At 61.5% G+C, this 20,863-nt stretch carries 26 protein-coding genes and 1 tRNA gene; 18 read left to right on the top strand and 9 right to left on the bottom strand.

What is annotated here, in order from left to right; all coding sequences use genetic code 11:
- Positions 1-196 precede the first annotated feature (196 nt).
- From PEP31012_RS18425 to PEP31012_RS18355, 16 genes are all read left to right on the top strand, one after another.
- Positions 197-415, top strand: coding sequence for a hypothetical protein (locus PEP31012_RS18425; RefSeq protein WP_150590742.1), 219 nt, complete (start codon positions 197-199; stop codon positions 413-415).
- A 10-nt stretch (positions 416-425) separates the two neighbouring features.
- Complete coding sequence (locus PEP31012_RS18420) at positions 426-1,022, top strand: hypothetical protein (RefSeq protein WP_150590741.1); 597 nt, start codon at positions 426-428, stop codon at positions 1,020-1,022.
- A gap of 9 nt (positions 1,023-1,031) precedes the next feature.
- A complete protein-coding gene (locus PEP31012_RS18415) occupies positions 1,032-1,310 on the top strand; it encodes a hypothetical protein (RefSeq protein WP_150590740.1) in 279 nt (92 codons plus the stop codon).
- Positions 1,303-1,659 (top strand): hypothetical protein, encoded by a 357-nt coding sequence (locus PEP31012_RS18410; RefSeq protein WP_150590739.1) that lies wholly within the window; start codon positions 1,303-1,305, stop codon positions 1,657-1,659. The genes PEP31012_RS18415 and PEP31012_RS18410 overlap by 8 nt, the downstream gene beginning before the upstream one ends.
- Positions 1,656-1,967 carry a hypothetical protein gene (locus tag PEP31012_RS18405; RefSeq protein WP_246171374.1) on the top strand — a complete coding sequence of 104 codons (312 nt, stop codon included), beginning with the start codon at positions 1,656-1,658 and terminating at the stop codon, positions 1,965-1,967. The genes PEP31012_RS18410 and PEP31012_RS18405 overlap by 4 nt, the downstream gene beginning before the upstream one ends.
- Positions 1,964-2,206 (top strand): hypothetical protein, encoded by a 243-nt coding sequence (locus PEP31012_RS18400; RefSeq protein ID WP_150590738.1) that lies wholly within the window; start codon positions 1,964-1,966, stop codon positions 2,204-2,206. Before PEP31012_RS18405 ends, PEP31012_RS18400 begins: the two co-directional genes overlap by 4 nt.
- A 97-nt stretch (positions 2,207-2,303) precedes the next feature.
- On the top strand, positions 2,304-2,960 hold the full coding sequence (locus PEP31012_RS18395) for a phage replication initiation protein, NGO0469 family (RefSeq protein WP_150590737.1): 657 nt from the start codon (positions 2,304-2,306) through the stop codon (positions 2,958-2,960).
- 8 nt (positions 2,961-2,968) lie between these two features.
- Complete coding sequence (locus tag PEP31012_RS18390; RefSeq protein ID WP_150590736.1) at positions 2,969-3,748, top strand: 3'-5' exonuclease family protein; 780 nt, start codon at positions 2,969-2,971, stop codon at positions 3,746-3,748.
- 75 nt (positions 3,749-3,823) lie between these two features.
- Entirely contained in the window at positions 3,824-4,210 is a 387-nt protein-coding gene (locus PEP31012_RS18385; protein ID WP_150590735.1) for a beta-sandwich lipoprotein, read from the top strand.
- A gap of 8 nt (positions 4,211-4,218) precedes the next feature.
- A complete protein-coding gene (locus PEP31012_RS24060; protein WP_246171373.1) occupies positions 4,219-4,578 on the top strand; it encodes a hypothetical protein in 360 nt (119 codons plus the stop codon).
- Positions 4,571-5,902 carry a hypothetical protein gene (locus PEP31012_RS24055; protein WP_246171372.1) on the top strand — a complete coding sequence of 444 codons (1,332 nt, stop codon included), beginning with the start codon at positions 4,571-4,573 and terminating at the stop codon, positions 5,900-5,902. Before PEP31012_RS24060 ends, PEP31012_RS24055 begins: the two co-directional genes overlap by 8 nt.
- Positions 5,903-5,982: 80 nt before the next feature.
- Positions 5,983-6,117, top strand: a complete 135-nt coding sequence (locus PEP31012_RS24175; RefSeq protein WP_281355517.1) for a hypothetical protein — start codon at positions 5,983-5,985, stop codon at positions 6,115-6,117.
- Positions 6,114-6,422, top strand: a complete 309-nt coding sequence (locus PEP31012_RS18370; protein ID WP_150590734.1) for a hypothetical protein — start codon at positions 6,114-6,116, stop codon at positions 6,420-6,422. Before PEP31012_RS24175 ends, PEP31012_RS18370 begins: the two co-directional genes overlap by 4 nt.
- Entirely contained in the window at positions 6,419-6,775 is a 357-nt protein-coding gene (locus tag PEP31012_RS18365; protein WP_150590733.1) for a hypothetical protein, read from the top strand. The genes PEP31012_RS18370 and PEP31012_RS18365 overlap by 4 nt, the downstream gene beginning before the upstream one ends.
- A 245-nt stretch (positions 6,776-7,020) precedes the next feature.
- On the top strand, positions 7,021-7,239 hold the full coding sequence (locus PEP31012_RS24280) for a DUF4224 domain-containing protein (protein WP_150590732.1): 219 nt from the start codon (positions 7,021-7,023) through the stop codon (positions 7,237-7,239).
- Positions 7,240-7,286: 47 nt separating this feature from the next.
- Positions 7,287-8,231, top strand: a complete 945-nt coding sequence (locus tag PEP31012_RS18355) for a tyrosine-type recombinase/integrase (RefSeq protein ID WP_246171371.1) — start codon at positions 7,287-7,289, stop codon at positions 8,229-8,231.
- Positions 8,232-8,291: 60 nt separating this feature from the next.
- Here PEP31012_RS18355 and PEP31012_RS18350 read toward each other — a convergent pair.
- Both PEP31012_RS18350 and rpoD read right to left on the bottom strand, forming a co-directional pair.
- Positions 8,292-8,367: transfer RNA gene (locus PEP31012_RS18350), tRNA-Ile, on the bottom strand.
- 28 nt (positions 8,368-8,395) lie between these two features.
- The gene (gene rpoD, locus PEP31012_RS18345; RefSeq protein ID WP_150590730.1) at positions 8,396-10,492 is read right to left on the bottom strand and encodes an RNA polymerase sigma factor RpoD; all 2,097 of its coding nucleotides are present in this window, start codon (positions 10,490-10,492) and stop codon (positions 8,396-8,398) included.
- A gap of 10 nt (positions 10,493-10,502) precedes the next feature.
- Between rpoD and PEP31012_RS24050 the strand changes: the two genes are divergently transcribed.
- The gene (locus PEP31012_RS24050; protein WP_150590729.1) at positions 10,503-11,069 is read left to right on the top strand and encodes a hypothetical protein; all 567 of its coding nucleotides are present in this window, start codon (positions 10,503-10,505) and stop codon (positions 11,067-11,069) included.
- A 14-nt stretch (positions 11,070-11,083) separates the two neighbouring features.
- Here the strand turns inward: PEP31012_RS24050 and dnaG are convergent, their stop codons facing one another.
- From dnaG to PEP31012_RS18325, 3 genes are all read right to left on the bottom strand, one after another.
- A complete protein-coding gene (gene dnaG / locus PEP31012_RS18335; RefSeq protein ID WP_150590728.1) occupies positions 11,084-12,967 on the bottom strand; it encodes a DNA primase in 1,884 nt (627 codons plus the stop codon).
- Positions 12,968-13,034: 67 nt separating this feature from the next.
- On the bottom strand, positions 13,035-13,481 hold the full coding sequence (locus PEP31012_RS18330) for a GatB/YqeY domain-containing protein (RefSeq protein ID WP_150590727.1): 447 nt from the start codon (positions 13,479-13,481) through the stop codon (positions 13,035-13,037).
- Between the two features lie 360 nt (positions 13,482-13,841).
- The gene (locus PEP31012_RS18325) at positions 13,842-15,092 is read right to left on the bottom strand and encodes a BaiN/RdsA family NAD(P)/FAD-dependent oxidoreductase (RefSeq protein ID WP_246171370.1); all 1,251 of its coding nucleotides are present in this window, start codon (positions 15,090-15,092) and stop codon (positions 13,842-13,844) included.
- A gap of 90 nt (positions 15,093-15,182) precedes the next feature.
- Between PEP31012_RS18325 and tsaD the strand changes: the two genes are divergently transcribed.
- Positions 15,183-16,214, top strand: a complete 1,032-nt coding sequence (gene tsaD / locus PEP31012_RS18320) for a tRNA (adenosine(37)-N6)-threonylcarbamoyltransferase complex transferase subunit TsaD (protein ID WP_150590726.1) — start codon at positions 15,183-15,185, stop codon at positions 16,212-16,214.
- Between the two features lie 86 nt (positions 16,215-16,300).
- Here the strand turns inward: tsaD and folE2 are convergent, their stop codons facing one another.
- The 4 genes from folE2 to PEP31012_RS18300 all read right to left on the bottom strand — a co-directional run bounded on the left by folE2 (position 16,301) and on the right by PEP31012_RS18300 (position 20,727).
- Positions 16,301-17,110, bottom strand: coding sequence for a GTP cyclohydrolase FolE2 (folE2, locus tag PEP31012_RS18315; protein WP_150590725.1), 810 nt, complete (start codon positions 17,108-17,110; stop codon positions 16,301-16,303).
- Positions 17,111-17,320: 210 nt separating this feature from the next.
- A complete protein-coding gene (gene dxs, locus PEP31012_RS18310) occupies positions 17,321-19,237 on the bottom strand; it encodes a 1-deoxy-D-xylulose-5-phosphate synthase (protein WP_150590724.1) in 1,917 nt (638 codons plus the stop codon).
- A gap of 200 nt (positions 19,238-19,437) precedes the next feature.
- A complete protein-coding gene (locus tag PEP31012_RS18305) occupies positions 19,438-20,343 on the bottom strand; it encodes a polyprenyl synthetase family protein (RefSeq protein ID WP_150590723.1) in 906 nt (301 codons plus the stop codon).
- 114 nt (positions 20,344-20,457) lie between these two features.
- Positions 20,458-20,727 carry an exodeoxyribonuclease VII small subunit gene (locus PEP31012_RS18300; RefSeq protein WP_150590722.1) on the bottom strand — a complete coding sequence of 90 codons (270 nt, stop codon included), beginning with the start codon at positions 20,725-20,727 and terminating at the stop codon, positions 20,458-20,460.
- Positions 20,728-20,863 lie beyond the last annotated feature (136 nt).

Below are 20,863 nucleotides of genomic sequence, written 5' to 3'. Positions count from 1 at the left end.
TTCGCACGCCCAGAAATTAAGAGGGGTGCCGAGCGCACATAAGCTATCAATAATTGGAACACGATAGGTACTTTTTTCAACGGAAAGTACAGTTTTTCTTGACCTTTGTGGTGCAGATTTTCTATACTTGCCTCATGTTCACACGAACACCGAGGCGAACGCCTCGTAGCTCTTACCAAACGACATGAGGTCAGCCATGCAAACCATCGCAACCGCAGCAAATAAGAAATTCTTCGCCGGACAGAAGGTGGTCATCGGCAATACGTCGATCATCAATGACCGCAAATACGTAGGGCTTACCGGGACGGTCGATTTCGAATTTGACACGCTGGTTTACGTCTTCGTGCGCGCTAAAGGTCAACGAGCCGACCGCTGTATCTGCATGCATCGCGACAGTCTGACGCTCGCTTCGTAAGGGGAATGTCATGCAAACCACCAGCAACCTCCTTGATCTCGAAACCGTAGTTCTGAGTTCCGGCGGCCACACCGCCGAAAGCGGCCAACACTGCTTGCTCGAAGTCGTGAGCATGTTTGCTGGCGAACCCTTCGGCGATTCCCCGGCATGCGTCGATCCGGTTCTCGCAGCGTTCGGCCGAGCTTGGAACGACGGCATGCGCACCGACGAGGAGCGCGCCCAACTCAAGCAATACATCCCTCTCCTTGTCGGTACCGCTGGATCGAAGGAACTCTCCGAAAAGCGCTCGTGGATGGCCTTTGACTGGCTGGTACGCGTGCATTGCGCCGCTTGGCTGGCTCTCACGCCTGCGCTGAAGGTTCACGCCGACATTCTCGTCTCGCTTCCCGCTATCACCTGCAACGCCGAACTCGACATTGCATTGCCCAAGATCAATGAGGCACGGGCCGCCGCATGGGCCGCCGCAGGGGCCGCCGCAGGGGCCGCCGCATGGGACGCCGCATGGGCCGCCGCATGGGCCGCCGCAGGGGACGCCCTTGGACCCACCGTAAAAACCTTGCAGGTCAGCGCGCATGAATTGTTCGCACGCATGATCGCAGCGAAGTGAGGTGCCGAGATGAACGCCCCCCTACCCTGCATCGTCACCCGCGACTTGGGTGACTACATGCGCCAGAAGGACGCGGCCGAGGCACTTGACCGCGCCCGAGACAGAGCCGCCGAGTGCGTGGACGTGATCAACGCGCTGCAACGCCTGCAAGAGCACGACTACGCCGGATACCAAGCGCTGCAAGACGCGCTCATCAAGCAAAACACGAAGCGCGCCGGCGAGATCCTCCAAGTCGCGTTCGAGGTCGAGGTGAATGTGTTTGCTGAGGGCGAGGTGTTCCATGGCTGATAAGCACATCTCCGGTCCTTGGTCGTGCGTTCCTTCGATTCCCGAAGAAGGCGTTGAGTGCTTCTGGATCGAGAACGGCGTACAGCGCATCACTGCTGTCGACGGCCCGCAGAACGAAGAACGTGAAGCTACTGCCTGCCTGATCGCCGCCGCGCCGGAACTGCTGGAGGTGCTGGACGCGATCAATGAATCGGTGGAATCGCTGCACGCCACCGTTGGACTGATTGCTGCTCGAAGCGAGTTCGAAGAGGACGTGCATTTCCACGAGAAGTGGGCAATGGACGAGCTTCTCTCAAAGGTCGAGCGCGCCCGCGCCGCCCTCTCCAAAGCACGAGGTGAACAGGTATGAGCGAAGCCAAACGCTACCCGGCCCCGAAGATGGTCGATCGGACGTGCAAGCGCTGCAAGAAGCCGTTTCAGGCACGTGCAGCAGATGTAAAGCGCGGCTGGGGCCTGTTCTGCTCGAAGTCGTGCAAGGCCATCAAGCAGGAGGCGCGTACGGGCCAGTACGCGGCGTTCATTGAGCGCGGCCAGAACTCATCTGAGGATAGAGAAGCTTCGTACGACGCTGCGTATGACGAGATCACGGGCGGATGGGACGAAGGTGGCTGGCGTGATGACGACTCTGGCGTAACCACCGTACGAGGTGCCGCATGACCCCCGACTACTGCGTCCGCTGCGGGCGCCAAGGCCATACCGCCGATGAGTGCTCGCTTCGTCACCATCGCCCTGCGCCGACGCTGATGGAGCGCATCGACCGGTTTGCTGCTCGCTTTCCCGGCGTGGCCGCGCTGATCTTCATTGCCGTGATTGCGCTGGGTGCTGGGATTGTCGGCTCGTTTGATGCCGACGACAGCCTTCGTACGGCGCAGCACGTCGTTTATCGGAGCATCTGATCATGGACCCGCAATGGTGGGCTGAAGTCGGGCAATGGGAAGAATATTTTAAGGGTCAACAGCCACCCGTGACGGCTGAATCCAAGGAAAAGCAATCATGGCATTCATCGCATCAGACAACGGTGGCGGCGACTTCAAGCGTGTCCCCGCAGGCGTGTTCATCGGACGTTGCTACTCGCTCATCGACATTGGCACACAACGGGTCGAATTCCAAGGCGACGTAAAGCTTCAACACAAAATTATCATCCGTTGGGAGCTTTTTGGTGAAGACGAGCATGGTGAGCCACTGACAATCGATGTGGACGGCAAAGCAATGCCGATGACCATTAGCAAGCGCTACACATTGAGTCTGTCTGACAAAGCGCGCCTGCGTCACGACTTGGTTTCTTGGCGTGGCCGAGACTTTACAGATGAGGAAGCGAAAGCATTCGACGTTTCCAAATTGATTGGCGCTTATTGCATGGTCAACGTCACACAGAACGAATCCAACGGCAAGGTCTACAGCAATATTTCCAGTCTTACGCCGTTGCCGGGAGCGCTTAAAAATGCCAAGCCCGATCCCGTTCATGAAAATCGGATGTTCGATCTTGATTCGCCGGATTGGGATTTCTTCGAAACGCTTCACGAAAAGCTTCGTGAAACGATCAAGGAAAGTACGGAATGGATTTCGAAGTATGGGAAACCGTCAGGTGCTAAAGAATATGCAGATGTCACAGGCGGCGCCGGTTTCCATGACGATGATATCCCGTTCTGAGGCATGCCATGAACATCTATCTTGATATCGAAACCATCCCGTGCCAGCGCCCCGAAGTCCTCGAAGCAATCCGACGCGATGTTGCCGAGAACTTTAAAGCACCGCCGTCTTTGACCAAGGAACAGGCCGCATCCGATCTTGGAATGACCGATGCACAGGAAATCAAATTCACCAGCAAGGATGCAATGCTCGCGAAGTGGGTTGATCGGTTCCGCGATGAAAAGGCGGAAGAAGTTGCAGATGAGAAATGGCGCAAGACCTCGTTTGATGGCGGACTCGGACAAATTGCAGTGATCGGGCTTGCCTTTGACGATGCCCCGCCCGTCTCGTTCTATTCGGACGACTGGGCCGGTGACGAGGCAAGCGTAATCAGTGCGGCCTTCAACGCGATCAAGAATAGCTACGCACCGAGCAGTGATCGCCGTCCTGTCTTTGTTGGTCATTACGTTACCGAATTCGATTTGCGCTTCATTTTTCAGCGCGCTGTCGTCCTTGGCATCCAACCTCCATCAATCATCCCTTTCCACGCCCGCCCATGGGACGACTACGTGTTCGACACGATGACGCGATGGGCTGGCATCAAGGGAAGCGTGGGACTCGGGAAGCTTTGCGATGTGCTGGGCATTCCCAATAAGGGCGCAGAACTTGATGGTGAAGAAATCGACGGCAGCATGGTTTGGGACTTCGTGCGCGCCGGCCGCATCGCAGATGTCGCGACGTATTGCATTGGCGACGTTGAGCGTGCTCGCTCCATCTTCAAGCGCATGACATTCCAATCCGCCGCCTGATTTCGAGGCGCCCGGCGGCCGTGCTGCTGAATGGTGGCGAACAGCCAGGAATTACACACTGATACGGAGATTGAGATGAGAAAGATTATTTCTGCTTTGGCTTTTATGTTGTTGGTTACTGCTCTGCCTGGTTGCAGTAATGACGCAGATGTTGCGTCGCATAACCTCTCCAAGGCAGCCGACAACTTCGAGATCACCCGTCGAGTCGTGTTCTACAACGGCATCACGGGGGATTACATGCTCAGCATTGAAGGACTTTGCTCTCTCGGCAACAACGACAAGTCGCGAGAAGTTTCGATTACTTGCAAAACCGGCCCAAACAGCTACAAGAAGCATTTTCTCGGCCTGTCGGACAACGTGACGTATTTCGTTGAGCAGATCGATGCAGCAAATGTCAGCGCATATCACTACCAGGTCATCTTCAAGCCTTCGGTGATCGTGCCGGACATCACCATCAAGTGAGCGCAGCGATGACCAACTACATGGACCCCCGCCCCGAAGGGCTGAATACCGATCCTGCGCCGCCTTCTGTTGTCGAGACGCTCGACGATGACCCACCGAATAGCTATGGCTGCGGTTACGAAGGCGCTCACTTCGGCGCTCCCTACATTGATGCCATTTGCATCGAAGGCGAGCTGTGGGACTTGGATGCCTTCGAAGACGGGATGCTGGTGGGCGGCGGCAATATGCCCTGCCCTTGCTGTAACACCCGCGAATACCTCGAATACCAGGACTACCGCTACACCGGCAACGCACGGAACCGTCGCGCGCAGATCCGTAAGGACATCCGACGAATCCTGCGATTGATCAAGGAGCGTAAAAATGCCTGACCACAAGACCGTGACGTTTGATGCGCTCATCGAATATTTGAAGCACACGCAGGACAACCACAAGAACAGCGTTTCGGCCCGCGACCCCGTGATCGCGGCACATATCAAGGATCTTGACGAATGGATTGACGTGCTGCTCTCCGCCGCCCCCATGCCAGCCGCACAGAGCGCAGGGCAAGAGGCGGTGGCGTATGAGCACGTCATGCACAAGGAGGGCGGTCAGACTGATGAACGCCTGACGTATGGCGAAGACAATCCATTCGGCTTTCCGGGCAGGGACTACGACCGCACGTACACTGTAACCCGCAGACCGCTCGTTTATGGCGATGCCGCGCCCGTGAATGGAGGCGAGCACTACGCGGAACGATTCATCGCAGAATATGGGAATCGTCTTGCGGAACTCCTCGGACTCGATGCCTACGATATAGCGGATCGTGACGCACAAATCATGCGGTTATTGCGTGCAGCAGATGTGCCCGTGAATGGCGGCGAGCGCGCCTTTACACCGGACTGGGCCGGATACCGCCAAGGGCTTGCCGATGGTAAAGCCGAGTGCGCCGCAGATGCGCAGCAGGTGGGCGGCGAGCGATCTGTAACGTTTGAAGCATGGGCAAAAAATCAAGGCTTTCCGCTTGATCGAACGGGATTGGGTGATGGCGCGTCTTATCTTGACATTCGGACTCAGGGCGCGTCTGACGCGTGGCATGCTGCCCTCACGTCTCCCGAGAAGGCGAGCGGCGATGCGCCGCTAACGCTCGAAGAACTTGAACTGTTTGCGGCAAATCTAACGAAGTCCGGCGAATTGATTTGGGCCGGGTTCCGTAAGGACGCAGACGGCAAATACAGAATCCCAATCATATCGCCGTCCGTCTATAAGCTGGTATGCGCCGCGCTGTCGGCGAATATCCAGCACGAGCGAACTTCCATCATCGCTGGCGCACTGTTCGATTTCATGGGGCACCTGACAAGCCGCGATGAAGTGCTCACGCTTTCGGCTGCCAACTTGGCGACCCCTGCTGTTGATGCACTTGCGGCATGGGCAAAGAAACGCGGTCTAAGTCTCGACGGCGCCAGAGTTGAGGATTGGCAAGACGCGCTGTCGGCGGATGGCGGGGATCGCAAGGATGCGGAGCGGCTCGACTTCCTCATCGAGCAACAGGCATGGGCGCAATGGGAGGATCGAGACGGGACAATCCGCCAGTGTCAGGTATGGACGCAAGATCACGATGAGAATTACCACATCCTGTCTGGTGACTCCCGCTACTTCAACACTCCGCGCGAAGCCATCGATGCCGCCATTGCCGCCCAGGCGAAGGGGGGATGATGATGATCCGGTGCATCCCAATAGCAACCTGCGAAATGTGCCCGTATCGCAAGCGGCACTATGGGCAGTATGAGTGCAGCATGTTCAACTATCAGCGGCTTCCCGATCAGGACGCGAGCAATGGTATCGCCAAAGGCGTGCCCGACTGGTGCCCACTCCCGCCACACCCGTCGTTCAATGCCGCCTCTCAGGCAGCGGAGGAGCGGAAATCGTGAACCAGACATTCAGCGAATTTGCCACCAACGTCGCCTTTTCGATCAGCCTGTCGAAATCGCAGTGCAACGCGCTCCTTCGCATTTCCCTTGGCGCCGAGCATGCGCAATTGTTCGCCGTCGATGTGTCCACCGTCCAGGCTCTTGAGCGGAAAGGATTGGTGTTTTGGAACCGCACGAGCGACGGCCACCCGGAAGGATTCGGCGGCCTGACGAAAGCGGGCGAACTGATGGTCGCGCTACTCGGTGAGGCAGGTATGAGCATCGAAGTGACCAACACGGCCCGGATTCTGCGGAGGATCGCATGAGACAGAACGAGATCATTCTGGGCGACTGCCGGGAGGGCCAATTGAGCCTCTTCGAAGTGCCGGCACCCGATGCCACGGCACGTCGTCGCCTAGACTTCCGCCCAGCGAACATGCGGACTGTCCACGGAATCCGTCACGAAAATAGGCACGTCAGGTCTTACTCGGTTTCGTGCGTCGAGTGCGTCGAAGACAGACTGTCTGACGAGAGTTTCGTGCGCATCTCCGGCGGCGGCATGGATGCCCCCGACGACTTGCCCGTCGGCTCAGTCAAAGCCTGCTTCTCGGACATCGGCTATCCCACCTACCGGCTGACTGGAATCATCCAGCGCATTTATCGACGCGACAAAGCATGACCACCCACCCGGCCACGAAAAAAAGCCCATCACGATGGATGGGCCATGAGTCCGTGGTGCGGGGGGCACAACATTGCGTCACGGTCAGGACAGTCTACGCGCACCGGTCCGCCGAAAAATTGAGGAATACCCGGCCCAACCAAACGGGCGTTTGAGGAAAGAGTGATACAGCAAGCACCACCGGCCACGGCCGAAGCACTGAAAGAGATTCTGCGGGTGACCGCGAAGGAATGGGGAGTTGAGAGATGAGGACCTTTATGACGCCGGAGGAACTAGCCGAACTCACCGGCTATGTCCGCTGCGCCGACCAGCGCAAATGGCTCAAGAAGCAAGGATGGGCGTTCGAGGTATCGCGTGGCGGCCGACCGATTGTTGCGCGCTCGTACTTCGATGCTAGGATGAATCGTAAGGCCGTTGCAGCTACATCGCCAACGCATCACTTTGACCGGCTTCACGCCGCCTGAAAATCATGGCCAGGAAGCGAACCACGAATCTTCATCTTCCGCCACGCATGCGGCAGAAAGGTGCGTCCTATTACTACGACACGCAGCAGACGCCGCGCAAGTGGATCCCGCTCGGCCAGGATTACCAGCAGGCATTGATCGAATGGGCGAAGATCGAAGGCCGGGATCTATCGCCGGAATTGTCCACGCTGACGACGATCTACGCGCACTATAAGCGAGATGTCTATCCGTCAAAAAGCCCAGCCACACAACGGGACAACGACCGCGAATCAGCCAAGCTGCTACTGGTTTTCGGGGATTCAGCGATAGACAGCATCACCCCGGCCGACGTGCAGCAGTACATGGAGGCCCGCGGCGCGACGGCGAAAGTGCGAGCCAACCGGGAAAAAGCGCTTCTGTCGCATGTTTGGAATTTTGCTCGAGCAAAGGGCTACACGACGCTACCCAACCCCTGCGCCGGCATCAAGAACCACCGTGAACGTGGGCGCGACAAGTACGTGAGCGACAGTGAATACAAGGCCGTCTGGCAGCAAGCCGACCAAGCGCTACGCGATGCGATGGATCTGGCCTATCTAACTGGGCAGCGCCCTTCAGACGTGCTCAAACTGTCCATGACCGACATTCAGGATGGCACGCTGGCAATCAAGCAGGCAAAGACCGGGACGAAACTGCGCATCCTGATAGAGGGGGAACTGGCGGCCCTGATCGAACGCATCAAGGCTCGCGAGCAAAAGACCAAAGGTCTGCGCCTCGTGCAGGACGAAAACGGCCGGCACCTGACGTATTGGCAATTGGCTAACCGTTTCGAGGAAGCGAGAGCCGCGGCAAAGGTGACGTTCCAGTTTCGCGATATTCGCGCGAAAGCGGCAACCGATGTGGGGGGATTGGATTCAGCGCAGCAACTGCTAGGGCATGCCAGTCGGGCGATGTCAGAGCACTACGTGAAGAAGGTCGCGGGCACCAAAGTGAAGCCGGTGAACCGGAAAATCTGATCGGGATTGTAGAAGATTGTAGAAGTGGTTAGCAGGCGCTAACCTGCTAACCGTTACTACTGGTAGGCCGTGCTGGGTTCGAACCAGCGACCAAGGGATTATGAGTCCCCTGCTCTAACCACTGAGCTAACGGCCCTCAACTACCGGCGCTCGCTCAGCTGCAATCAATTGCCTTCGAGGAACGACTTGAGCTTGTCGGAACGGCTCGGGTGACGCAGCTTGCGCAGCGCCTTGGCTTCGATCTGACGAATACGCTCACGCGTCACGTCAAACTGCTTGCCCACTTCCTCGAGCGTGTGGTCCGTGCTCATCTCGATACCAAAACGCATGCGCAACACCTTGGCCTCGCGCGGCGTCAGCGAATCAAGCACATCCTTCACGACGTCGCGCATACTACCATGCAACGCGGCGTCCGCAGGCGCTACCGTGCCCGTATCTTCGATGAAATCGCCCAGATGCGAATCGTCGTCGTCACCGATCGGCGTTTCCATGGAGATCGGCTCCTTCGCGATCTTCATGATCTTGCGGATCTTGTCCTCCGGCATCTCCATCTTCTCGGCCAGCGTCGCCGGATCCGGCTCGACACCGGTCTCCTGCAGAATCTGACGCGAAATCCGGTTCATCTTGTTGATCGTCTCGATCATGTGCACCGGAATACGGATGGTACGTGCCTGGTCCGCGATCGAACGCGTGATGGCCTGACGAATCCACCACGTCGCATACGTCGAGAACTTGTAACCACGACGGTATTCGAACTTGTCCACCGCCTTCATCAGGCCGATGTTGCCTTCCTGAATCAGATCCAGGAACTGCAGGCCACGGTTCGTGTACTTCTTCGCAATCGAAATCACCAGACGCAAGTTCGCTTCGGTCATCTCGCGCTTGGCCTTGCGGGCACGGCGCTCGCCTTCCGACATCTTGCGATTGACGTCCTTCAACTCGGTGAGCGGCAACACCACGCGCGCCTGCAAGTCGATCAGCTTCTGCTGCAACTCGCGCACCGCCGGCACATTACGCTCAACCACCGAGCTGTACGCCTTGTTGTCGGCCACGACCGTGTAGATCCAGTCGAGATTGGTTTCGTTGCCCGGGAAACGCGACACGAAATCCGCACGCGGCATGCCGCACTTGTCGACCACGATGTTCAGGATCGCACGCTCGATGTTGCGCACTTCATCGACCTGCGAACGCAGCGTGTCGCACAGACGCTCAACCGTGCGCGCCGTGAAGCGGATCGTCATCAGTTCCGCCTGGATCGACTCACCGGCCTTCACGTACGACTTCGACTGGTAGCCTTCCTTCTCGAACGCACGACGCATCTTGCCGAACCAGTCGGCGATCTCGGCGAACTTGGCCAGCGAGTCACGCTTGAGCTGCTCGACCTGCGCGGCCGAAGCCCCGCCGCCGCTGCCGCTGTCATCGTCCTCTTCAGCCTCTTCTTCCTCTTCTTCCTCTTCGTCTTCCGCGTCGGCGTCGAAGTCTTCGTCGTCGGCAGCCGCTGCCGCCACCGCCTCGGCGTTCGGATCGATCAGGCCGTCAACCACTTCGTCGATGCGCATTTCTTCACGCTCGACCTTCTCAGCCAACGCCAGAATTTCGGCAATCGTCGTCGGACAGGCGGAAATGGCCTGCACCATGTGCTTCAGGCCTTCCTCGATCCGCTTGGCGATCTCGATTTCGCCCTCGCGCGTGAGCAGCTCGACCGTGCCCATTTCGCGCATGTACATGCGCACCGGATCGGTCGTGCGGCCGAACTCGGAGTCGACCGTCGACAGGGCCGCTTCCGCTTGCTCCTCGACTTCGTCATCCGTTGCGGCGTTCGGCGCATTGTCGTTGAGCAACAGCGTTTCGGCATCGGGCGCCTGCTCATACACGGCAACGCCCATGTCGTTAAACGTGGCGATCACGCCTTCCAGCGCGTCGCCCTCCACCACGTCGTCAGGCAGGTGGTCGTTGATCTCTGCAAAGGTCAGGAAGCCTCGTTCCTTACCCAGCTTGATCAGCGTCCTCAGCTTGCCGCGACGCTCCTCAAGTTCCTCGGCCGTTCCGGGCTGGTGCGAGGAAAATGCGTCTTTGAGCAGTGCTTTCTCTTTTGCCCGGCGATCACGCGCCTTCTGCTTTTCCACTTTGGTCTGATCTTCGTTCACGGGTTGATCACTAGTATCCGCTGCGACGTTCTGCGCCACCGAGGCGGCTGTCTTCGCGGCCTTGCCGCGCGTCTTGGGGACGAGCGGCTCACCTGCTGCCGACACGACCTCCACAGCCTCGGGTTTGCTGGAAGCCCCGGTCTTGCGTGGGGCTTGCGTCGCAGGTTTACTGCGGCCCGCCAGGGTCGATGCCTTGGCGGTAGTTGCGCGCTTCGCGCTTTTTTCAGCGGGTTGTCGGGCCTGCGGTTTCCCGCCGGCCGTCGCCTTCGCGGTCGTTGCTGCCTTCGTCGCCCTGACGGGCGGCTCGGACTTCACCGTCGGCCTGGCTGCCTTCGCAGCCCCCACCGTGGCGGCGGTCGCACTCTTGCGCTTGGTGACATCGGTCACCTTCGCAGCCGTCTTGCCGGTCGTCTTCGTTGCGCCGGCGGCTGCCTTTATTTGCGTGGTACGTTTCGCCGAACTTGCCTGGCTGGCCGTTTTCTTCGTCGCTTGCGCCACCGCCCCGGCTTTCACGGCAACGCCAGCTTTCGGAGAACGAGACGCCCCCCTCCCACCGGATGCCGCCGCCGCGCTGGTCGCGCGCTTTGCCTTCGGTGCAGGGATAACCGTCTTTTTTCCGCTGGTCGTTGTCATCTTTGCCATAGCGATCTCGCTTGCCAGAAAACAGCCCACTGAAAACTTTCCATTATAGCACGCGGGCTTACCTCAACTTCGCGCGCCTCCTGTGCCGGCCGGAGCCAGCAGCCGCTTCAATTCGTCGCGTTGCCGCGACAGCGCTTGAGCGTGGCGCAATTCATCGGACGTCAGCGACGTCCGCTTGAAAATCGTCTCCAAGGCTTCGCACAGACCGTCGTACTGCAAGCGCCGGATCGCGCTTCGCAGTTCCGCAAGCCGCAGTGCAATCTGCTCCTCCCGACGCTCGACCTGAGTCTCGTCGTCAGGGTCGAACAACAACAGGTCGCGGGCATTCTCTTCGAACGAGAGAATTTCGCGAATGATGTCGTCGAAACTCGCCCAGTTCGGCGACACTCGCAGCCGATCCGACATGAAGCGGAAATCGGCCTGCGCCCCCATTTCGCGGCAATGCGCCAGCACTTCCGAGAAAATCTCGGCGTGATAGGGCCCTTCCTGCAAAATTCCGGCTTCTTCTTCGGTCAATTCGTTCCCAAGTACCGGGAACATCAACAGGTTCTGCAGCGCCCGATGCTCGGTGCCGACCACCCGGCGCTTCTCGCGCTTGGCCGGCGCCTTGTCCCACGGGTTCTGACGGCGCGCCGCGCCAATCTGCAACTCGCACAACCCGGCCACTTCCTCGACCGAGCTTTCCACCCGCTCGGCCAGCGCATGCAGGATTTGCCCGCGCAACGCGTTCGCCGGCATCTGCTGCAACAGCGGCTTCGCCTCGAACAGCGCGCGCGCCCGCCCTTCGGGCTGGTGCATCTCCTTGCCCGCCGTCACCTCGCCAATCAGGAACTGCGACAACGGCATGGCACGCGACACCTCGCCAGCAAACGCCTCGGCACCGTGCTCACGGACATAACTGTCCGGATCGTGCTCGCTGGGCAAAAACAGGAACTTGAAGCTCCGGTTGTCGTCCGCATGCGGCAAACACGCCTCGAGCGCCCGACGCGCCGCCCGCCGGCCCGCCGCGTCGCCGTCGAAGCTGAACACTACCGTTTCGGTCTGGCGCAACAGCTTCTGTACGTGCATCGGCGTGCAGGCCGTGCCCAACGTGGCCACCGCTTGCGGGAAGCCGAGCTGCGCCAGCGCCACCACGTCCATATACCCTTCCACCACGAGCACATAGCCCGCGTCGCGAATGCCCGTGCGCGCCTCGAACAGGCCGTACAGCTCGCTGCCCTTGCTGAAAAGCGGCGTCTCGGGCGAGTTCAGGTACTTGGGCTCGCCCTTGTCCAGCACGCGCCCGCCAAAAGCGATCACCTGGCCCTTCGTGTTCCGGATCGGGAACATGATCCGGTCGCGAAAACGGTCGTAACGACGCTTCGTGCCGCCCGCCTCGCCCTTCTCGCTCTCGATGACGAGGCCGGCATCGAGCAACTGATCGTCGCGGTAGTCCTGGAACGCGGCCTCGAGATTCTGCCAGGCATCCGGGGCATAGCCCAGGCCGAAATGCGCGGCGATTTCGCCGGTCAAACCCCGTCGCTTCAAATAATCGATGGCCGCCGGCGCACTGCGCAATTGCTTGCGGTAGTAATCACAGGCACGCGTCATGACGTCAACCAAGCCAAGCGTTTGCGCACGCTGCGCGGCAGGTGCCGGCGCGCCCGGCAGCGGCGCCTCACGCGGCACATCCAGCCCGACATTCCGGGCCAACTCCTCGACAGCTTCGACAAATCCGAGTCCGGCATGCTCCATCAGGAAGCTGATCGCGCTGCCGTGCGCGCCGCACCCGAAACAGTGATAGAACTGCTTGGTCGGACTTACGGTAAATGAGGGCGACTTCTCGTTATGAAAGGGGCACAGCCCCATGAAGTTCGCCCCACCCTTCTTCAATTGCACGTAGCGGCCCACCACCTCGACGACATCGACGCGGTTGAGCAGATCTTGCAGGAACGACTGGGGGATCACTGGATCGATACCATCGCGGCGCGGTGCCGTACCGTCGCACGCGACGGCAACTTACCGCACCACCCAATTACGCAGCCAACGCCGCCTTCACTTGCGCGGACACGGCCGTCATGTCGGCGCGCCCAGCCAACTGGCCCTTGAGCACGCCCATCACCTTGCCCATGTCCTGCGGACCGGAGGCGCCCGTTTGCGCCACGGCTGCCTTGACCGCCTGCTCGACCTCGTCCGCCGAGAGCTGCTGCGGCAGGTAGACCTTGAGCACGTCGAGTTCGACGGCCTCCTTGTCGGCCAGATCGGTGCGCCCGGCCGCCTGGAACTGGCTGATGGAATCCTTGCGTTGTTTGATCAGCTTGTCGACGACGGCAACGATCGCCGCGTCATCGAGAGTGATGCGCTCGTCGACTTCCTTTTGTTTGATTGCCGCGAGCAGCAGCCGGATGGTCCCCAGTTGTTCAGCGGCCTTGGCACGCATGGCCGTCTTCATGTCTTCGGTAATGCGTTCTTTCAGACTCATGAGCAGGGGTTCCGGAATTCGAATACGTTTCAGTGTAGTGCATGCCGCCCCAAAGGAAAGGACGACCGCCGTCGGACAGCTACCGCGCGCGGCCGCGGCCGATAGGTTGGCGCAGGGGCGAGCGGGAGCAGAAAGCACAAAAACCCGCTTGCGGAGACGATCACACACGCGATCACAAGCGGGCTCGCCGGAGACTCGGACCCGCCCCGGCAAAGGCGCACCCGGGTGCACTCGGCCGTCGACGTGTCGGACGCAGACTGCCCGGTCATGCTTCGGAAGCGTTGAGAACCGCCCCGAAAACGACCGCTGGCGCGTCGTCTCCACGAAGGGGAGAGATTATCACAGCACAGAAGTGACCGTCTACGACAGGGCGTCGCCCCGGGCCGGCTCAACCTTGATGCTTTCGGACATTGCCCGCGCGCACGCCACGGCCGACGCCCACGCCCATTGAAAGTTGTAGCCGCCGAGCCACCCGGTCACGTCAACGACTTCCCCGATGAAATGCAGCCCTGGCTGCGCGCGCGCCTCAAGGGTCGCGGATGACAGCGCCTGCGTATCGACCCCGCCACGCGTGACTTCGGCCTTGCGCCAGCCTTCGGAGCCGCATGGCTTGAGCGTCCAGTGGGTGAACGCCTGCGCGAGCGAGCGCAATGCCTTGTCCGGCAACTCCTGCACGCGGGCCTGCGGCGAAAGTCCGCTGTTCGCTACCCAGGCGTCGGCCAGCCGGGCCGGCACCCATTGCGCCAGCAGGTTGGCCAACTGCCGCTTCGACGTCGCCTTCGCCTCGAACAATGCCGCCTCGATGTCGGACGATGGCGCCAGATCCAGGGTGATCGGCTGTCCCGGCGTCCAGAAGCTGGAAATTTGCAGGATGGCCGGACCGGACAGCCCGCGATGCGTGAACAGCAGATCCTCGACGAAACGCTCGGCGTCGCGCCCCTGCCCCGTGCTCACCTCGACTTCCAGCGACAGGCCGGATAACCCCGCAAAGGGCACCCAGGTCGACGCGTCGAACATCAGCGGCACCAGCGCCGGACGCGGCTCGACGAGTGCCAGCCCGAATTGCCGGGCGATGCGATAGCCCCAGTCCGTCGCGCCGATCTTGGGAATCGACAAGCCGCCGGAAGCGATCACCAATCGTTTGGCCGCGATATGCCCGGCATCCGTCGTCAAGTGATAAGGATGCGCGCCGCCGGCCGCCGTATGGGCAACCGTATGGACGGCGCAAGGCATCCGCCAGTGCACGTGCCCCGTCGCACACTCCTTGCGCAGCATGTCGATGATGTCTTCGGCACTGTTGTCGCAGAACAGCTGTCCGCGATGCTTCTCGTGCCAGGCAATGCGGTGACGCCCCAGCAGATCCAGAAAATCACGCGGCGTATAGCGCGCCAGCGCGGACCGGCAGAATCGCGGATTTTCGGACAGGTAATTGGCCGGCCCCGCGTTGATATTAGTGAAATTGCAGCGCCCGCCGCCCGAAATCCGGATTTTCTCTGCCAGGCGCGTCGCATGATCGATGAGCACCACGCGCAGCCCGAGTTGCCCGGCCACCGCCGCGCACATCAGGCCCGCCGCGCCGGCCCCCACGATCGCTACATCGAACTTTTCCATGGCGCGCATTGTACCCGGCAGGCGATAAGGTCGACTGGTATACTTCTCGGTTATCTCCACATTCTGACGCTGCGCGCCTCCCCTTCCGCCATGCTGGTTTTAGGCATTGAAAGCTCCTGCGACGAAACCGGGCTCGCCCTCTACGACACCGAGGCCGGCCTGCTGTCGCACGCGCTGCATTCGCAGATCGCCATGCATCGTGAATATGGCGGCGTGGTGCCCGAACTGGCGTCGCGCGACCACATTCGCCGCGCGCTGCCCCTGGCGGAAGCCGTGCTCGCACAGGCCGGCAAGCCCCTCAGCGCGGTCGATGCCATCGCCTACACGCAAGGCCCTGGGCTCGCCGGGGCGCTGCTGGTGGGCGCAAGCGTCGCGAACGCGCTCGCCTTCGCGCTCGAGCGTCCGGTCGTTGGCGTGCACCATCTGGAGGGGCACCTGCTCTCGCCGCTGCTCGCGCCGGACGCCCCCGCTTTCCCGTTCGTCGCGCTGCTGGTGTCCGGCGGCCACACGCAGTTGATGGAGGTTCGCGCCTTCGGCCAGTACGCCATGCTCGGCGAGACGCTGGACGACGCCGCCGGCGAAGCCTTCGACAAGACAGCCAAGCTGCTGGGACTCGGCTATCCCGGAGGCCCGGCCGTCTCGCGCCTGGCCGAGTTCGGCACGCCGGGACGTTACGACTTGCCGCGTCCGATGAAGCACTCGGGCAACCTCGACTTCAGCTTCAGCGGACTGAAGACCGCCGTGCTCACACAGGTACGCAACCTCGGCGGTCATGTGTGCGACCAGGAAAAGGCGGATCTCGCGCGGGGCTTTGTCGACGCCATCGTCGACGTGCTCGTCGCCAAGTCGATGGCCGCGCTCAAACAAACGGGCATGAAGACACTGGTCGTGGCGGGCGGCGTGGGCGCCAACACCCAGCTTCGCGAAGGGCTCAACGAAGCCGCGCGCCGTCGCGGCTATCGGGTGCACTATCCGGACCTGGCGTTCTGCACCGATAACGGCGCCATGATCGCTTTCGCCGGCGCCATGCGACTCAAGCATTGGCCGGACGAAGCGGACAGCGAATACGCCTACACGGTCCGCCCGCGCTGGGATCTCGCCGACATCGTGCGCAGCGCCTGACGGCACGAACGACCGGCAAACACCCAAGAAAAAACCGCTCCGAGGAGCGGTTTTTCATTTCATGCGCCGTGCCAGGCGCAGCGAGATCAAGCCGCCAGGCGCTTGTCGCGTTCGATCACGGCGTAGGCACTGTGATTGTGGATCGACTCGAAGTTCTCCGCCTGGAGCGCATAGGCCACGATGCGCGGCTCATCGTTCAGACGCGTCGCCACATCGCGCACCAGATCCTCAACGAACTTCGGATTCTCGTACGCCCGTTCGGTCACGTACTTCTCATCCGGACGCTTGAGCAGCCCCCACAACTCGCAGGACGCCTCCTCCTCCGCCATGCGCACCAGCGCCTCGACGGCGATATCGCCCACGATCTCGGCATCGATCGTGATGTGCGAGCGCTGGTTGTGCGCGCCATACTGCGAAATCTTCTTCGAGCACGGGCAAAGGCTCGTGACCGGCACCAGCACCTTGAGCCACACGCGCGTCTGGCCGTTGCGCACGTCGCCAGTCAGGGTGACCTCGTAATCGAGCAGGCTTTGCACGCCCGAGACCGGCGCCGTCTTGTTGATGAAGTACGGGAACGTCACTTCGATGCGACCGGCTTCGGCTTCGAGCTTCTCCAGCATGCTGTCGAGCATGGCGCGAAAACCCGCCACATCCAGCGGCGCGCGATGCGCTTCGAGCAGCGCCACGAAGCGCGACATGTGCGTGCCCTTCTGATCGGCAGGCAGATGAACGTCGAGATGGAAGACGCCCACGGTGGCCTGCGCGTCGCCATCGGCCAGACGCACCGAAAGCGGATGACGCACGCCGCGCACACCCACGCGCTGAATCGGGATCTGCCGGGTGTCGACGGTGCTTTGCACATCCGGCATGACGAAAGCGGGGTTCATCTGATTCATCTAATTCTTCCTTCTTTGCCGGCGGGCCGACGGGCCGACGGGAGGGGGGAGGCAATGGGCAAACGTCTCCGACGCCGGGCTCGCCAGCCGCTGACGAATGTCATCGGAATCGTGCCGGAGAACCCCGGCACGGCATCGGAAAAGGGCGATTCAAACAAAACGATCCGGCAGGCAAGCCGGATCGTTCGGTGGTTCGGGACAACCGGACGCTCAGGCGACGAGCTTCGTCGTGACCTTCCCAGCGGCCTGCGATGCCTCCAGCGGCGGCAGGTCGAAGCGGGCACGAATCGACTTCGCGATCCCCGCAGCGTCGAGGCCTACCGAGGCCAGCAGCAGCGCCGGGTCACCATGATCGATGAAGCGGTCGGGCAGGCCCAATTGTAGTACAGGCCGAATTTCCCCAGCGGCGAGCAGGGATTCCGCCACGGCCGAGCCCGCGCCGCCCATGATGCTGCCCTCTTCCACCGTCACCAGGTAGTCGTGGGTCTGAGCCAGCCGCGCGATCAAGGCGTCATCGATCGGCTTGACGAAGCGCATGTCGGCCACTGTGGCGTCGAGTTCCGCCGCCGCGGCAAGCGCCGGGGCCACCATGCTGCCGAACGCGAGAATCGCCACGCGACGCCCGGCGTCGGCCTGACCTTCGCGCCGCACCACACCCTTGCCGATCGGCAGTGCGGTCATCGTCGACTCGATCGCCGCGCCTGTGCCCGCGCCGCGCGGATAACGCACGGCCGACGGGCCGTCGATCTGCACGCCCGTATAGAGCATCTGACGGCATTCGTTCTCGTCCGACGGCGCCATCACGACCATATTCGGAATGCAGCGCAGATAGGCGATGTCATACGCGCCCGCGTGCGTGGCACCATCCGCACCGACCAGGCCCGAGCGGTCGAGGGCGAACACGACCGGCAGGTTTTGCAGCGCCACGTCGTGGATCAGTTGATCGTAACCGCGCTGCAGGAACGTCGAGTAGATCGCGACCACCGGCTTGAGGCCTTCGGTCGCCATGCCGCCCGCGAACGTCACGGCGTGTTGCTCGGCGATGCCGACGTCGTAATAACGCGTCGGGAAGCGCTTCTCGAACTCCACCATGCCCGAGCCTTCACGCATGGCCGGGGTGATCCCCACGACGCGCTTGTCGGCTTCAGCCATGTCGCACAGCCAGTCGCCGAACACTTGCGTGTACGTCTTCTTGCTGCTCGTGCTCGGCTTGATCCCCTCGGCCGGATTGAACTTGCCCGGGCCGTGGTACAGCACCGGATCGGCTTCGGCCAACTTGTAGCCGTAGCCCTTGCGCGTGACCACGTGCAGGAATTGCGGGCCCTTCAGATTCTTGATGTTCTCGAGCGTCGGAATCAGCGAATCGAGGTCGTGACCGTCGATCGGGCCGATGTAGTTGAAGCCGAACTCCTCGAACATCGTCGCCGGCACAATCATGCCCTTGGCATGCTCCTCGAACTTGCGCGCCAGTTCCAGCACCGGCGGCGCCACGCTCAGCACCTTTTCCACGCCCTTCTTCGCCGCGGCGTAGAAGCGCCCCGACATCAGGCGCGCGAGGTAACGATTGAGCGCGCCAACCGGCGGCGAAATCGACATGTCGTTGTCGTTCAGGATGACCAGCAGCGGCACATCGTCATGCACCCCGGCGTTGTTCATCGCCTCGAATGCCATACCGGCCGTCATGGCGCCATCGCCGATCACCGCGATGCCGAAACGGTTTTCCCCCTTCGTGCGCGCCCCAAGCGCCATGCCCAGCGCCGCCGAAATCGACGTGCTCGAATGTGCCGTGCCGAACGTGTCGTACGGCGATTCGTCGCGCTTCGGGAAGCCTGAAATGCCACCGAGCTGGCGCAGCGAGGCCATCGCGTCGCGACGGCCCGTCAGGATCTTGTGCGGATAGCTCTGGTGGCCCACGTCCCAGACAATGCGGTCTTCCGGTGTGTTGAACACGTAGTGCAGCGCAATCGTCAGCTCGACCGTACCGAGATTGGACGACAGGTGCCCCCCCGTGCGCGACACGCTCTCGAGCACGAAAGCGCGCAGCTCTTCGGCCAACGGCGCGAGTTGGCGACGCTCCAAACGCCGCAATGCGGCCGGGTCATCGATGGTATTTAGCAGTTCGTACATCGTCGTTCCATATGTAGGCGTTCTGATCGGGCAGCCCTCCCTGGGGAGCCGATCCCGATCTCCTGCCGGTGCGTTCTGTGGGGAGATCCGCGCCAGCCCTCCTTGCCTCTTGCCTGTGTCTACTGCAAACCGCCCCGCAGTCATGCCATGTCTTGCGGCTCGGGGCCGTCTCGAAACTTGCCTGTCCGGCGAGCCGCCGCTCAGTTGATGCGATCGACCACGTAATCGGCCAGCGCCCGCAGCCGATCTGCGTTGCCGAGCGTCGCGCTCGCCGCGTGCGCGTCGGCGCGCAGCTTCTCCGCATATCCGCGCGCACCGTCGAGCCCCATCAGCGACACGTAGGTCGGCTTGTCGTTGGCCGCATCCTTGCCCGCCGTCTTGCCGAGCGTGGCCGAATCGGCCGTCGTGTCGAGAATATCGTCCACGACCTGGAAGGCCAGCCCGACGGCCGCCGCATACGCGTCGAGCGCGAGCGTTTCATCGTCCGACAATGCACGGCCGCACAGGGCGCCCATGCGCAGCGACGCACGCAACAGCGCGCCCGTCTTCAGTCGATGCATGTTCTCCAGTTGCGCCTGATTCAGCTTGATGCCGACGCTCTCCAGATCGATCGCCTGCCCGCCCGCCATGCCCAGCGCGCCCGAGGCTAGCGCCAGTTCGCGCACCAGCGCGAGCGACTGTGCCGCGCTCAGGTCGCCCGTGGCTTCGCCAAGCAGCACAAACGCCTGCGTTTGCAAGCCGTCGCCGGCGAGCAGGCCCGTCGCTTCGTCGTATTGCACATGCACCGTCGGCTTGCCGCGGCGCAGATCGTCATCGTCCATGCACGGCAAGTCGTCGTGCACCAGCGAATAGGCGTGGATCATTTCCACGGCGCATGCGGCGCGATCGAGCGCCGTCTCGCTCGCCTGGGTCACTTCGCCCGCCGCAAAACACAGCAGCGGACGCACACGCTTGCCGCCACCGAGCACGGCGTAACGCATCGATTCATTGAGTCGCGCCGAGCCGCCATCGGTGGCCTTGGGCAGCGCGGCGTCGAGCGCTTGTTCCACACGGGCCTGCACCGCCTGCATCCAGGCCTTGATATTCTGATCCGCCATTGTATTCATCCTGCACGTGCCCGTCGGGCCGTGCGTGTTATTGAGTCGCCCCACGCCGCCCTGGGACGCATTCGGTCATGCGTCGCAGTTCGCGGGTCGCCTTGCCACGTCAACCGGCGCCGCTCAGAACTCGTCGCGCGTCGCCTCGAGCGGCTTGAGCGTCTCGCCTTCGAGCACCTTGACCTGCTGCTCCACCTTCTCGAGCAGGCCCTGACAATACTTCACCAGCACGGCACCGCGCCGGTACGCGCCGAGCGACTCCTCGAGCCCCAGCTCACCGCCTTCCATACGCCCGACGAGCTTTTCCAGCTCGGCAAGCGCAGCCTCGTAGGTCTCGGGCAGATCCTGCGGCACGTCGGGTGCCGCGTCTTGCGACTTTGCAGTCTTGGCCATAAACGCAAAATTCGGGTCGAATGTTCCATTTTACGGCAAAAGCGCATCGGCTCGCAGGGCGTAAATTGCCTCAAAACCGATCGCAATGACAATTTTCGGACATTATTTAACGCAAATCATGGACTTAGCAGCCCTC

The organism is Pandoraea eparura (assembly GCF_902459725.1).
GTDB classification, from domain to species: Bacteria; Pseudomonadota; Gammaproteobacteria; order Burkholderiales; family Burkholderiaceae; genus Pandoraea; species Pandoraea eparura.
The sequence above is the reverse complement of the archived record's forward strand: the minus strand, read 5'-3'. Positions and strand labels throughout refer to the sequence as shown.